This is a genomic window from Limnoraphis robusta CS-951, from assembly GCF_000972705.2.
On sequence record NZ_LATL02000324.1, the window covers coordinates 1 to 14696 of the forward strand.

A 14696-nucleotide genomic window follows, 5' to 3' on the forward strand; every position below is an offset into this window, starting at 1 on the left:
CTATTACTGGCTAATAATAAATAAAAGTTGCCTGACAAAAGGACAACTTTCATTAATTCTTGTTTAACTTGAGTAGATCAACGAGATAAGCGTTGGTCTACTTAATTCTATTTTCAGTTAAACAGGAGTGCCTACAAAGCCTGTAGCTTTACAAAAATTACCGAATTTTCTGCCAAACTGGCAACGAAATATTTGAGAATATTATAAAATTAAAGTCTTAAATATTAATTCCATTTTCACAATTGGGAATATCATTCCCATTTTTTAGGATATTGATATAGATTTTCAGCCCCTTGAGGAGCTAGAAAACGTTGCAGTCCCATTGCTCATCCCAAACAATTTGGTTCTCAAGACTATGCAAACTCTCTCCAGTATTTTGCATCCTTACCCAGTTGAACAATTTTTAGCCGAAAACTGGACTAAACGGGGAATTTTAATCCCGAGTGAACAACCTGGGAAGTTTCAGCACTTGTTTTCTTGGCAACAGCTAAATCATTTACTCAACTTTCATGAGTTTTGCCATCCTAATATACGATTTACAGTTCAGGGCAATACTTTGCCAGCTTGTGACCCTCAAGATTGGGTGAAACGCTGTAAAGAAGGGGCGACTTTAGTTATGGATCATCTTCATAATCGGGTTCCGGCTTTAGCCGATCTGGTATGGGGACTACAGCGGGAAATTGGTCATAGTAAAGCACATATCAACCTCTACTGTTCTTGGCCGGGTCAGCAGGCATTTCAGTGTCACTACGATACCCACGAAGTGTTGGTGTTTCAGATTGAGGGACAAAAAGAGTGGTTTGTATTTGGGGAAACTGAGCAATATCCCCGAGAAAATTGGAAACGGAGTGGTCAGAAACCACCGGAAGAACCCCCATACATCCAATGTGTTCTCAATCCCGGAGATTTCCTTTATATTCCGCGCGGACATTGGCACTATGCTATCGCCCACGATCAACCTTCCCTTCATCTGACGCTCGGTATGCGCTGCTTCGTTGGCAGCGATTTGCTCGATTGGCTGGTTGACCAAATTAAAGAGGAAGAAATTTGGCGCAAAAATTTGCCTTTGATTTTAGAAGGAGATACCTCTCAACTTAAAGATTACAGCCAGAGATTACTGGATCACCTCAGCACAACTTTGAGAGTAAAACAACAGGAGTTGAGTCAAGGTTATGTGCGATTTCAGTCATTAAAGGGTAGCAGTCGTCATCCCGAAATTTCTCTGCCCAATCAAGTTGGATTTAACTTATTTGAGCAAGAACTGGATACTCGCCTAAGACTCGCAAAGCACCAAAAAGTTATCGTAGAATTTCTGGATGAAGGAAAGTGTCAGTTAGTGACGGGTACGAAAAAGCTGATGTTTAAAGGCTTAGATATTAATACGATAGAAAAGTTAGTAGAAAAGCTATTTACAACTGAGACCTTTACAGCCAAGGATGTCGCTCAGTGGTTGCCGGAGGCTGACCTAGAAATCGTTATTTTGCCATTACTTGCGTCGTTAATCAAAGAAGGATTTATTGTCGCAGATTAAAACAATAGTAATGGTTAAGTCTAGGCTTAATCAAAAAAACCCAGTTTCGATCAAAGGGAAGTCTAAATTTTAGGCATCTTCCCTTGAGAAACTGGGCTTATTAGGTTATAAAATTTCTGAGAGCAAACTAAACAGCCCGGACTTAAGAGGAGGTGAGTTCACCCTTCATCCCAAAAAAAATCGAGAATCTTCGGATTATCCGGATCGGTGGTATCTAAGACTAAAAAAGTGGTTTTAGATTTAGCCCGACTAAATTCAGCATCGGAATTTTCAATTTCTTTAGCGGTTAAAGAAATATTTGCCAAGAAGTCAAAGGAAACCGCGATCTACATCAAGCTTGAAAAACCTTTAAGCGAACAGGAAGTCAGCATTACTGAGTTGACTGGAACTAACTCCTTCAAATAGAAGTTGTCCGCCTGTATTTAAGGTGAGAATTGCACCCAATCCGGTATCCTCAAGCAGAGATAAGGGATCAAAATTGCCGAAGTTGCGGAATTCCACTTGATCCTGGCCGAGTTCAAAGTCTTGAATGATATCCAGTTCACGACGAAGAAAACTGTTTCCTTCCGCAAATACAAAAACATCTTGACCCTCACCTCCAGCCAAGATGTCGCTGCCCCGACCTCCGATTATGACATCTCGGCCGTCACCACCGTGTATTCGATCGTTGCCGCCATTTCCAGCGAGGCGATCTCGGCCACCACCACCTTCGAGGATATCATTGCCACCCTGACCTTGGATGTTATCTCTGTTGGCGCTGCCATAGATTTTGTCCGCACCCCCGGTGCCATCGATGTCATCTTGCCAAATGCTGCCATAGATAACATCTGAACCGAGGTTGTCAATATAAGTATCTCCCAACAACTTGGTGGCAGTGGTATTGGTTTCAACGATCGAGATCTGGGTATCGCTGTTAAAGGTACGCGAATAGTTTCCGGAAAGAATACTCACATCGAGGAAATCTTCACCATTGTTGCCATTAATATCTCGATCGACGCTGGTTGTAAAGCTAATATTGCCACTGGAGCGCGAGTTTGTTGTTGCCACATTTTCAGAGGAGATGAGCCGCCCCTGAATCCCAAAATAATCGAGAATCTTCGGATTATCCGGATCGGTGGTATCTAAAACTAAAAAAGTTGTTTTAGCCCTTGCTCGGCTAAATTCAGCATCCGGATTTTCAATTTCTTTAGCGGTTAAAGAAATATCGGCTAAGAAGTCAAAGGAAAAGGTTTCATTGGCGGGAATCTCAAAAGTTGCCGTTACTTCGGCTTTACTTTTGTTCTTGACTTTATATTCCTCCTCTTCTCCTTCAGCAAAGGCTTCTGTAAACAGACTGGTGAAGGCAGGATCGTTGATAAAAGTTGCATCTGCACTGGCAATCGCCTGCGCTACTCCTCCTCTGACTAACTCTTGCAGTTCAGCCGAAGTCATACTGTTGGAAGCAGGTTGACTGTAGTTGAAGAATTGAGCATCTCCTAAGGCTTCGACAAAGTTTGTGTCAGTGGTTGAACCCGTCGGTTGTAAGAAAAGGGTTGGTGATGACATGAATTTAGTTCCCCCTGAAAGGACTTTAAATAAAGGACTTCAAAGGACTTCAGAAAATGCCCCAGATTTAGAAGTTCCATAGGATGCTTCTCAAACTTTGGCAGTTCCTAAGGACCTTTTTAATCAAAATTCTTGAGAGAAAAATAACTCAACCCAGCCAAGGTTATAGGTTTGTGCAATTGTTTATGATTAGCGATCGCCAAGATTAGACGAATGTGAAATTGGGAATGGCAGTAGCAGCGACCACAACACCCACTATTTGCGGTTCGGCAGTATTGGCAATAATTAATAAATCCTGGGGACTGAAGAGGGCATCGACGGTTAGAGTGTAATTCCCTGCTATTCCCGCCAATTGAATCGTATCAACACCATTTTCATAGCCGGCAATAATTGCAAAGTCATCTCTGGGGGGATTGACATTGGTATCGGGGTTGAGGTAGAAAAATACACTCTCTCCGTCCTGATTGACATTTCCCAACACAAAGGTATCAGCAGCGCCATCTGCACCCCCTCTCAAGATATCTCGTTCACCTGGTGAACCCCCACCAAAACCATTGAGGATGTCTGCGCCAGCGCCCGCTGAGATGTCGTCATCACCATTTTGTCCCAGGAGGGTGTCATTACCTTTGCCACCTTGAATGGTATCTTCACCGCCGCCTCCCAAAACCGAGTCGTCACCACCATCGGCAATCACAAAATCATTGCCAGATTCTGCTTGGATAAAATCATTGCCGTCAGGAGCGCCAAAGGGATCACCGTCTCCACGCATGGTATCGTCACCGATTGAACCTAGCATTTGATCGTTACCACTCTGGCCAATCATAAAGTCATCTCCAAGGCTACCGAGCATGGTATCGTCGCCACCCCCCCCGAAAAGCAGGTCATCACCAATGCCTCCGAGAATCTGATCTGGACTCGGGTCAAACACGGGGTTTTCCGTAAAGCTTGCACCGCCATCGATGATGTCATTACCAGCATCGCCACTCAGCAGGTCTTCTCCTAAGCCACCGATGATCTGATCGGCACCGACAATCCCGGGGACTTCGAGATTGACTTCAGAAATGAGATTGCCATTCGAGTCAAATTGTTGTACAAAAATGGGAACTTGGCCTCGGCTATTGCTGCCTCCAAGAACCGTATCGTTGCCGTCGCCGCCCTCAAGGATATCATCATCTCCACCGCCATTGAGGAGGTCATTACCCCCTTGCCCTTTTATGATGTCGTTGCCATTACTTCCCAGGAGTTGATCGTTGCCACTGCCTCCCTCAATGGTGTCGTCACCTCGGCCGGCAGAAACCACATCATCTCCACCGAGTCCACTGATCAGATCATTGCCATCCCGTGCCACAATATCGTCATTTTGCTCTGTACCTTCAAGAGTGTCATTCTCATTAGTTCCGATAAATGAAGCCATTGTATTTTTCTCCTATAGCTAGCAATTAGGATGAATTACATTTCCTTTCCAAGATCTAAGAGTTTGTTAACAAAAGGTTGCCAATTTGGCAGTTTTACTGAATCTTTACCAAAATGCGTAACTCTAGCATGAATTAATTTTTTGAATATACTTTGCATATACAATTGCGATCTACAATTCCAATTTCTGCCAAACTGGCAACACGGTTATCTAAAAATCCACTTCAATGGAGTAGTTAGAAAATACCTGAGCTTTACCTTCTGGAATCTTATCATGGCTGATAGCAACTCATCCGCCCTCTCAACTTCTAATGGAGTTAGCACCGTCTCTACCAGCCTTGTAGCTGTTGTCGGTGACAATGGAGTTATGGGTAGTAGCGAGGTCAGTGCCAGCTCCCCCACAGGAGACGCCTACAGTGGCGAAACGATTTTTGGTGAAGCTGACAGTATTAGTTTGAGTGCTTCCGGCCAAGCTTCATCGACAGATGTCATGGCTGATGGCACAACAACTCTATCAGATTCGAGTGGTACAATCGAGACTACTGAGATAGACGAGGCAGAACTTGAAGAGCTTGAGGAGCAATTACAATTTAATCCGATCTCAGAAGATCTAGCTACAGAAGATCTAGAGATAGATATCAATCAGGATGTAGATCTAAGTGATGTAGATCTACCTCAAGGGTTTGACGAAGACTTGGACGATGACAATATCGTTGAACCCAACGATGATTACTCTTCAGATGAAGATGAAGATGTCACTGATGAGAATTCACCCGATGATGAAATAGAGGATCAAGAAGACTTCTTCGATGACTTCGATGAGGACAGTTTCCCAGACGACTCTGATGATTCTAGCGTTGATTTTGAAGATGACTCTGATAACTTAGATGAAGACCGTTCTCAAGAGGACTCTGATGATTCTCGGGTTGATTCTGAACAGGACTCCGATCAAGACTCCCAGGATGCTTCAGTTGACGACTCTGATGATTCTCGGGTTGATTCTGAAGATGACTCCGATCAGGACTCCCAGGATGCTTCAGTTGACGACTCTGATGAGGACGACGAAGACGGTTCTGAAGACAACTCCGATCAGGATGATGACGACGCTTCTGAAGACCCATCTGAGAATGAGATCGGCGACGATACACTCGTAGGGGAATCTGGGAGTGATACGTTATGGGGATTTGATGGCAACGATTTCATCTCTGGCCAAGGAGGGAATGATCGACTCTACGGCAACTCCGACAATGATACCCTTGAAGGGGGCGCAGGAGATGATACAATCTGGGGCGGTAAAGGCAATGACTCCCTGATCGGATCGGCAGGTAATGACTTTCTCTCTGGCGACTTGGGTGGTGATACCCTCGAAGGAGGAGAAGGAAGCGATACCTTTGTTTTGAATATAGATCCGGGAGATTCAGATTTAATTGTAGACTTCAATTCCACCGCAGGCGATCGCATCGGGTTAACCGAAGAACTCTCCCTAGAAAATCTCACCCTGGAAACCATTGATTTTGATGGTGATGGTGTGCTGGATGCTACGGAAGTGAGTGTAGAGAATGTTAGTTTAGCAGTGGTTTTCGGAACCGTTGATGCCGTCGGATCAACCACTCTAACTGAAGCCGACTTCACAGTAGTTGAACCCGAAAACCTTCAGGCATTCACGGACGAGATTCCCGAAGCTACTCCCGATAATGATATTCTTTCAGGCAGTGCCGCCAATGACGATCTCCAAGGTCTGGCAGGAGATGATCAGATTTTTGGCGCTGGCGGTGACGATATCCTCAATGGGAATTCTGATCAGGATCTCCTGAATGGAGATGATGGTAACGATGTTCTCTGGGGTGGAAAAGGAGATGACACCTTAATTGGTGGAACAGGCAATGATCTGATTGCGGGTGATTTAGGCCGCGATATTTTGAGCGGTGGCTTCGGTGCCGATCTGTTTGTCTTAGCCGCAGAGGATGTTAATCTTGGGAATGACCCGTTGCTAGCCGATCAAGTAATTGATTTTAACCCAGAAGAAGGCGATCTGATTGTGGTTTCTGGAGAACTTTCCACAGATAATATAACACTAACCGTTTTTGACTCCAATGGTGACGGAAATTCAGATGCGACCTTAATTCAAATTGGCTCGGAAATTAATCAAGGTAGCGTTGTAGGTGTTGTGCTAGACAGCGTTGATGCAACAGGTCAAACGACTTTGACAATCGGTGAAACCGTCTTGACGCTGACAGATTTCTTCACGGTTTGATCATCTTATCCGTTCAGTAAAGTTCATCAGATTGGAGTAGCTATTCCGGCGACATTAATAATATGAAATCCTTAAATATTTGCTACATATGATGGGGAGATGGGGAGAACTGTTGCTTGTCTATTGCCTCTTGTAGCATTATTTTATATCTTTCATATAAGATTGTTGATTTGAGTATTGTTTGATAATTTTGACAACAATAATTAATCCATGACTAGGGGTTAAAAAAAAATTATAGCGGTTTTCAGTGCGATGAAGTCATATCATGTCCGACTAATAAATAATGATTCTGTAGGGGCGGGTTCAGTCAATATCTTTAGCACTACTGCGAGATTGAGNAATATCTTTAGCACTACTCCGAGATTGAGATAAACCCGCCCCACCCCATAACAGAATTAATCAACCGGACATGATATCAAGTCGGCAAACAAAGAAACCCGATTTGTTAAGAAACCGGGTTTCAGGAGTTTAGTCGTTCATTCCAACGCACATCGCTATATTCAAGTCAATCGGTTGCTTTCCAAAGTTCAGTTGTAATTCTGAAACCTGGCGTTGGTGAAGCTAGCAGATTTGGCAGGGAGGTGGAGAATCTCCACAGACCCTTAATTTCATTCAGGGTGACGATACAGAAAATGTCAACAAATTTGTTATGAAAAGGATGTTAAAATTGATTAAAAATTGTTGTCTCAACAAACTTTCTCTCGAGTGCGATCAGATGGGCAAAAGGAATGGCTCTTGTTTTTTTCGCCTTGATTATTATCTTTCATTAACCGATTGTAAGTGCGGTAGGGAATATAATGCAAAGGATTATAACCGGCAAATCGGAGAATCAAAACACAAGCCCAGGAATATTTTCCGGCTAGTATGGCATCAATCACCTGATTAAATTGTTCTTCGCTCATTGCTTTATCTCGCTGATTAGAAGAAGGATTATTTGAATAGTTCATGTGAATGCTTCCCAGATTGGTTGGACTTAAAATTTGATCGATTTCTTCAATATTATATGACGAGTAGGTTCAGATAAAACTCATCAAACTGAAGCATAAAGGACTAAAGATCTATACCATTCTTCTCAAACTTTTGCAAAGGTTCGAGTAATACATCAGCAATGCGACGCTGACGAATGATAATATCTGCCGTTGCTGTTTGTCCCGGTTTAAATGGTATTTTTTCTTGATTTTCCAGGACGTAATTCTGTTCTAACTCAACTTCAAGCTGATATACAGGTGGTAGATTGGGTTCAACTTTGGTATCGGGAGAAATCGAGGTAAGAGTTCCTTCGATGATGCCATAATCTTGATAAGGATAAGCATCAAACTTTACCTTCACCGACATCCCAACCTTGATAAAACCCGCATCTTTACTGGGCATACTAGCCAATAAAACCAATGGGGTATTTTCCGGTAAAATTTCAGCAATATTTTGTCCGGGTTGAACGACTTCTCCAATATTGCTAACATTCAAAGTGGAAATATAACCATCAACCGGAGCATAAATAAATCGCTCCTCTCGTTTCATTTTTGCCGATGTCAACACAGTTTTAGTGTCTTTGATTGAGGCTTGAAGCTGAATGATTTCTAGCTCGATTTGCTGAATTTTCTGATCGGCTTCTATCTCAACGGCTTTGGCTTCTGATTGTTTTTGTTCTAGTTCAACATAAAGACGATTCACTTCGGCTTGCAACTGTTGCAATTCCCCTTCAGATTGAGTGATCATCTGTTGACGCTCTCGCAACATTTGCTGGGCTTGAAACACCTGTTCTTTAGTGCTATTTTTCTCGGACAATTGAGCCTGAACAATCGCTCGTTCGCGATCGCGTAAAGATTGTTCAGCTTGAAACAATAAGTCCTGAGAAATTGCCCCTTCTTCAACTAATGGTTTTAGCCGTTCAATCCGTTCAATAGATGCCGCTTTATCCGCATCAAGTTTTTCCAAAAGTTCATCCGCTTGCGTCGGTAAGGGTTCTATATTCTCTAGTCTAGCTTGAGCGCTTTCCGCTTGTAATTTTAGCTGACTTAATATCCGTTCAGTGGCCTTTATTTGTGTTTTTACCCGTTCAATTTCTGCTTCATGGGTGTGAATTAGAGCCATTGAAATGGCACTGCGACTTTTCTTTTCTAAATGAGTTCTTTCTAAAAATCCTTGTTTTTGGGTTTGTTCAATTTCCAAGGCATTAAGTTGTTGTTGGAGTCGTTCAATTTCTGCTAAAGCCAATTGACTATCAAGTTCAGCAATAACTTGGCCCGCTTTAACTGCATCCCCTTCTTTGATGGCTAAAGTGGCAATTTTCCCCATTTCTATCGGATGAACTTTGTAAACATTTCCTTGGGGAATTAATTCACCTTGGGCATTACCGATTTCTTCTACAGTACCGAAATGCGCCCAGGCTGCAAATGCGATACAAAATACCGCGCCACCCGAAAAGACTCGCATCGGAAATGAGGCGGGTGGTTGATCTAATACTGCCTGTAAAGCAGTTGACCAATTTCCGGAGTCAGAAACGGTTTTTTCGGAGTCTTTATCTTTCGGGATGAAGGGATAAGTACGATTGGAAACAGGCGGGCTTAGGGGAAGAGAACCTGTTACTCCACCTCTGATGGAGTGGGCTTTTTCAATCTCTTCTCGGGAGAAGTTTAAATCATGCAAATAATTCTGCTTATCCTCTGAATGAGAATCTGATTCAGGAGTTCGTTTTTTTCGGAAGCGAGGTACAATGTTGAAGCTCATCACTTTAAATGTTGTAACAACGTTGGGTTTAGAGTCGGAGCGAATTCACCAGATCACTCGCCGCAAAAGGGGTGATCAATATTCTATTCGGTTCGCCCGTACCAGAGGCATACCAACTCTCAATCGAGAAAAGACAACTGCTTTTGTTGGTGGATGTATATTTTTGATATACCTCTATTAAGCTGTGAAACGTGATGACTGGCAGGCTGAAACTCAAAGTTATTAGTATTATAACNTCGCCCGTACCAGAGGCATACCAACTCTCAATCGAGAAAAGACAACTGCTTTTGTTGGTGGATGTATATTTTTGATATACCTCTATTAAGCTGTGAAACGTGATGACTGGCAGGCTGAAACTCAAAGTTATTAGTATTATAACTGATAGGGGTTTATGATTCTGCCAATTTGGCAATTTTTGCTATTTTTTTGAAGAATTTCATTTCAAGTTTTGTAAATTTTCTAAAGGGTATAACCTGTTTGATTTGTTGTTGACATTTAACCGATGGGAATGATCAAATTGCCACCTAAAAACTCAATAGTTTAATAAAATATTAAGCTTTTCATCACCCCCAAACATTAATTAGAAGTCTTTTGGTGTTGCTATCATCAAATTTAATCAAAAACTTGTTGTTTGACTATCAAAAAGATGATCAGGAAAGGATATCCGATAGGTCGTAGCCTCCTCAGTTAGAACAAAACTGAGGCTCAGATGTACCGATCCTAATTTTTATGTAATGAAAGAAATTAAGGGAGATTAAAGATTAAGTTGTTGTTGAGCTAAATGATAGTAAAGCCCTTGAGTCTCCATCAATTGCTGGTGATTTCCCTTTTCCACTAACACCCCCCGATCAAGTACCAAAATTTGATCCGCATTCCGAACCGTAGACAGACGATGAGCAATAATAATCGTCGTGCGATCGCGACTCATCTGTTCTAAATTCCGNAAATTAAGGGAGATTAAAGATTAAGTTGTTGTTGAGCTAAATGATAGTAAAGCCCTTGAGTCTCCATCAATTGCTGGTGATTTCCCTTTTCCACTAACACCCCCCGATCAAGTACCAAAATTTGATCCGCATTCCGAACCGTAGACAGACGATGAGCAATAATAATCGTCGTGCGATCGCGACTCATCTGTTCTAAATTCCGTTGAAAGCGTCGTTCACTTTCTGTATCCAAAGAACTCGTTGCTTCATCAAGAACTAAAATCCTCGGATCTCCCAACAAAGCGCGAGCGATCGCCACCCGTTGACGTTGGCCTCCCGACAAGCTTGATCCTCGTTCTCCCACTTTGGTGTTATATCCCAGGGGTAGGCTTTGGATAAAGCTATGAGCTTCTGCTAACTTGGCGACTTCAATCACCTCTTCCAACGTATAATCGGATCGATAGATAGTAATATTTTCCAAAATCGTCCCCGAAAACAGATAACATTCCTGCGGCACAACCCCCATCTGAGTTCGCAGAGACTGGCAGGAGACATGACGAACATCATGTCCATCGACCCAAATGCGACCACTATTAGGATGATAGAGGGCTTGTAATAACTTCACCAAGGTACTTTTACCCGAACCACTGCGACCAACAACCGCAATGGTTTCTCCCGGTTGAATTTCAAAACAAAGATTTTCTAAGGTGTTGTTCTCATCCTCACTATAGCGAAACGTCACCTGATCGAACTTAATATGACCTTGCAGGGGAGGCAAAACCAATAAAGGCTTTTGGGGAGTTTCCTCCGGTTCAGTGTCAAAAACATCATTGAGACGTTCAACCGAAATCAACACTNGTGTTGTTCTCATCCTCACTATAGCGAAACGTCACCTGATCGAACTTAATATGACCTTGCAGGGGAGGCAAAACCAATAAAGGCTTTTGGGGAGTTTCCTCCGGTTCAGTGTCAAAAACATCATTGAGACGTTCAACCGAAATCAACACTTCTTGCAGTTCATCCCACAAACCCGCCAAGGCAATCACAGGTGCAATCACCTTACCCTGCATCATATTAAACGCCATAAATTGACCAATGGTTAATTGATCTTGAATCACCAACATCGCCCCAAACCAGAGTACCGCTGTTCCGCCAACGCTGTTAATTAAGCCACTCACAACCCCCAGGTTAATCGCGAAGTTTTGGGCTTTGAATCTGATATTAAGCTGGTCGGTGAAGCGTTCTTCCCAGCGCCAGCGCAACTCCTGTTCAGCCCCCACTGATTTCACCGTCGCAATCCCTGTCAGCATCTCCACCAGGCTTGAACTTTGATCGGCCGATGCATTAAACACTTGGCGAGAGATTTTGCGAAGAAAGGGGCTTGAACCCAAAGTTAAGATGATAATCGGCGGCACCAAACCCAGAATCAAGACGGTAAGCTGCCAGTTGTAGTACAGCATCAATCCCAAATAGACAAACCCCGTGACAAAATTCAGCCACGCCAACAAAATTTGACTAATCAGAAATCGTTGAATTTTTTGGTTTTCCTGAACCCGAGTAATAATGTCGCCAACTCGCCGGGACTCGAAAAATTTCAGGGGAAGTTTGAGGGTGTGTTGGATAAAAGCGCTAATCATGGTTAAATCCAGGCGGTTCGAGAGATAACTCAACAAATACTGTCGAATTGAAGATAATCCCAAACCCCAAACGGCAAATAGCAAACTCCCCAAGCAAAAGACGTGTAAGCTGGTGAGGCTTTTGTTGACCAGGACTCGATCAAGAATAATTTGGGTAATCAGAGGCGAAACCATACCAAAAGCTTGGATCAAGATTGAAACCAAAATGATTTGCAATCCTAAACCTTTGTAGGGCCATAACACCCCCATAAATCGGCCCAAAGAACGTTTTTCGCTCTCGACCTCTTCTAGTCGTTCTGTGGGGTCAACCAACAACGCATAACCCGTCCATCCGGCGATAAATTCTTGACGAGATAACTCCCGTTTTCCAACGGCGGGGTCAGCAATTAACACTTTGCGCCGTTTTACCCAACAGACAACAACAAAGTGATCCCCCTGCCAGTGGGCAATCCAGGGATTTTTTTGGTTTTCTAGCCGTCCCAAACTGGCTCGTACCGGTCGAACTTGAAATCCTAAACTTTCAGCCGCCCGTGCTAATCCTTTTAAAGAGGCACCGGAACGTCCCACCCCGGCTAGGTTTCGTAAGCGGTTCAGACTCCATGTTTTGCCATAGTATTGTCCAATTGTCGCCAGACAAGCAGCGCCACAGTCGGAGGAACTTTGCTGTTCAATGCAGGGATAACGCCGCCAAAGTCCCGGTCCTCCCTTGTATTTTCGAGGCTTGGGAAGTTCGATTTCGACATCAGCAGGTGAGGGAACAGCCGTCAGGATTGGTGTCGCTTTTTTGGCGGAGGGTTGAACGGAGATTGAGGGACGAGAGACGGATTTAGAGCCGGTTGTCGGGTTTTGGGAAATATTTTGCCAATCTTCGACTGAGAGGTGATAAATCACTAGAGGGCTTTGGGCTACCCACGCGGGCGGGGTAGTATCGGGATAGCCCCAACTTTGTCCCCGTTGGGGAAGAGACTCTGTTCCCGTGATTTCTCCTTGGTACAGCCAGTAACGCCCATTTGATTGGGGTGTTGCCGTTTTGAGTTTGGTTTGGGCTGGAATTTGACGTTCGCTGATCTGGGGTAAGAGTTCTCGCAGTTGAGAACTGGTTAAACGCCGCAGTTCGGTTTGGGTTTTGAAAAAAATCAGACGTTGGCGTTGTTGGGTTGTCGTTTGTAGTTCCTCTCGCCATTGGGGAAATTTCTCAAGCCAGGGTTTTAGGGTGTTAAGGGTTAGACGAGCAACGGTAACGGGACTCGCCGCGATCGCTTGATAGGGTAAAGGTTCGAGGCTTGTCCAATGGCGATCGCCTCCAAACATTTCTCCGGCTTCCAGCAGGGAAACGGAAACTTCCCGGTCTTTGCTAGGGTCAGTAGCGATTAGTCTAACGTGACCTTCACAAATCAGATAAATTGCATCATCATGTTTGCCCTGAACAGAATTTGGGGACTGATTGAGTTGATAATTGTTTACATCTGGAGAATGATTGCTCGCTGCAATGGCAATCTCATCTCCTAGCTCATAGCAATATACTTCGGCTCCCTGACTGAGATTAACAGCCAGACTACTATCAACCTGGATAAGGGTTAAGAGTTTTTCAAAGGCTGGAATACTCTCTGATGCACCCTTTTTTCGGCTCTGGTTGTCAGTAGGATACCGAAACTGATAATTCGAGTTGGTCATAGATATTCAGGGAGTGTAACTCCGAATGTAACTTGGGCTATTCTGATTTATGAAAAACCAGGCTAGAAATTTGGTTTAGGATTGCACTTAACCCCAAAATTGTCTGGTCTTGCGTTGGAGATCTGTGCTTGCCGATTTCTGAACGCAGAAAGTGTTGATTCAGTCCTCTATTTTTTAAAAAATTTTGAGGCTGAAAGCTTCATTACGCATAGATTTTTTGATCTTTTTATCTTTCCCGGATTGAGAAAGGCATTTAACAACAGTGAATCTCTTCTAAACTCATAAGCTAATCTGCTCTTTTTTTAGATATAAATTTGCAGTAAACTTCCAGAGGTAAAATTACTGGAGTCTCTACAAAATTGCACTGTTCTAAACGTGTAACTGGTTTTTATGAGATGAAAGATTTTTAAACTTAAATTCCAGCCATTTTAACTGAGTTAGATTTCCTCAATTTTTTCTGCCTGCCTTTATTAAACCTGACTGCAAATGGCCAAAAATCAGGCTAGACCGACAGAAACAACACAGAAACTTAATTAGTCTAACAGGCCCACTCTAAATCAACCTGCCCTAACTCTTTTCACCTGAGAGGATCTCAGGTTTCACTTTGATTTCACAGCTATCTAGAAGATTGACATATGTTTGATCAAATGTCGAGGATATCAATCCAGCTTTACACAATCTTTAAAAAAGCTCTGAAGTTGTCTTAAAATTGATTAGAAGATATATGGTTCCAGGCTTCTGAACTTTACAATATCTTTAAACTCCAAATCCCAACCCCAAAACAAATGGGGGGTTATACCCCGGATAGCTGTAGGCCATTACCCCCTGAAACTCCCAATCCCCAGGAGAAGACTAATCGGGGGTTAATCAACAGTAAATAATTTACTTATATTTGCTTATATATGCTACGGTTTACTCATGGCATATATACCACTCAGAAAGGCGGTCGAATTTCTGGGCTTGCATCCCCACACTTTGAGGAAATACGCAGA

General features: G+C 43.2%; 8 protein-coding genes and 2 pseudogenes. 2 read left to right on the forward strand and 8 right to left on the reverse strand.

Features of this window, described 5'->3' with window-relative positions; translation table 11 throughout:
• Nucleotides 1-355: 355 nt before the first annotated feature.
• Nucleotides 356-1531 carry a cupin domain-containing protein gene (locus tag WN50_RS27355; protein WP_046281940.1) on the forward strand — a complete coding sequence of 392 codons (1176 nt, stop codon included), beginning with the start codon at nucleotides 356-358 and terminating at the stop codon, nucleotides 1529-1531.
• A 158-nt stretch (nucleotides 1532-1689) separates the two neighbouring features.
• On the opposite strand, the gene WN50_RS34910 is transcribed toward WN50_RS27355, so the two are convergent.
• From WN50_RS34910 to WN50_RS27365, 3 genes are all read right to left on the reverse strand, one after another.
• Complete coding sequence (locus WN50_RS34910; protein WP_160315425.1) at nucleotides 1690-1836, reverse strand: hypothetical protein; 147 nt, start codon at nucleotides 1834-1836, stop codon at nucleotides 1690-1692.
• Between the two features lie 43 nt (nucleotides 1837-1879).
• The gene (locus WN50_RS27360; protein WP_049560765.1) at nucleotides 1880-3076 is read right to left on the reverse strand and encodes a calcium-binding protein; all 1197 of its coding nucleotides are present in this window, start codon (nucleotides 3074-3076) and stop codon (nucleotides 1880-1882) included.
• A 205-nt stretch (nucleotides 3077-3281) separates the two neighbouring features.
• On the reverse strand, nucleotides 3282-4490 hold the full coding sequence (locus WN50_RS27365) for a calcium-binding protein (RefSeq protein ID WP_049560762.1): 1209 nt from the start codon (nucleotides 4488-4490) through the stop codon (nucleotides 3282-3284).
• Nucleotides 4491-4763: 273 nt separating this feature from the next.
• Between WN50_RS27365 and WN50_RS27370 the strand changes: the two genes are divergently transcribed.
• The gene (locus WN50_RS27370) at nucleotides 4764-6743 is read left to right on the forward strand and encodes a calcium-binding protein (RefSeq protein ID WP_046281941.1); all 1980 of its coding nucleotides are present in this window, start codon (nucleotides 4764-4766) and stop codon (nucleotides 6741-6743) included.
• Nucleotides 6744-7429: 686 nt separating this feature from the next.
• Here the strand turns inward: WN50_RS27370 and WN50_RS27375 are convergent.
• The 5 genes and pseudogenes from WN50_RS27375 to WN50_RS27390 form a co-directional block, all read right to left on the reverse strand.
• Nucleotides 7430-7690, reverse strand: coding sequence for a HetP family heterocyst commitment protein (locus WN50_RS27375; protein WP_046280105.1), 261 nt, complete (start codon nucleotides 7688-7690; stop codon nucleotides 7430-7432).
• A gap of 103 nt (nucleotides 7691-7793) precedes the next feature.
• Nucleotides 7794-9470, reverse strand: coding sequence for a beta-barrel domain-containing protein (locus tag WN50_RS27380; protein WP_235441151.1), 1677 nt, complete (start codon nucleotides 9468-9470; stop codon nucleotides 7794-7796).
• 754 nt (nucleotides 9471-10224) lie between these two features.
• Nucleotides 10225-10413, reverse strand: a pseudogene (locus WN50_RS34915) (multidrug ABC transporter permease); the annotation flags it as partial.
• A 14-nt stretch (nucleotides 10414-10427) separates the two neighbouring features.
• Nucleotides 10428-11250: peptidase domain-containing ABC transporter (locus WN50_RS27385; protein WP_152964943.1), on the reverse strand; the 823-nt coding region annotated here is incomplete at its 5' end.
• A gap of 1 nt (nucleotide 11251) precedes the next feature.
• Nucleotides 11252-13704 (reverse strand): annotated as a pseudogene (locus tag WN50_RS27390) (ABC transporter transmembrane domain-containing protein); the annotation flags it as partial.
• Nucleotides 13705-14696 lie beyond the last annotated feature (992 nt).

What these genes read in the sequence shown, in the direction of transcription:
- WN50_RS27380 (WP_235441151.1), bottom strand. Translation starts at nt 9,470, where the DNA reads ATGAGCTTCAACATTGTACCTCGCTTCCGAAAAAAACGAACTCCTGAA.
- WN50_RS27360 (WP_049560765.1), bottom strand. Translation starts at nt 3,076, where the DNA reads ATGTCATCACCAACCCTTTTCTTACAACCGACGGGTTCAACCACTGAC.
- WN50_RS27355 (WP_046281940.1), top strand. Translation starts at nt 356, where the DNA reads ATGCAAACTCTCTCCAGTATTTTGCATCCTTACCCAGTTGAACAATTT.
- WN50_RS27375 (WP_046280105.1), bottom strand. Translation starts at nt 7,690, where the DNA reads ATGAACTATTCAAATAATCCTTCTTCTAATCAGCGAGATAAAGCAATG.
- WN50_RS27370 (WP_046281941.1), top strand. Translation starts at nt 4,764, where the DNA reads ATGGCTGATAGCAACTCATCCGCCCTCTCAACTTCTAATGGAGTTAGC.
- WN50_RS27365 (WP_049560762.1), bottom strand. Translation starts at nt 4,490, where the DNA reads ATGGCTTCATTTATCGGAACTAATGAGAATGACACTCTTGAAGGTACA.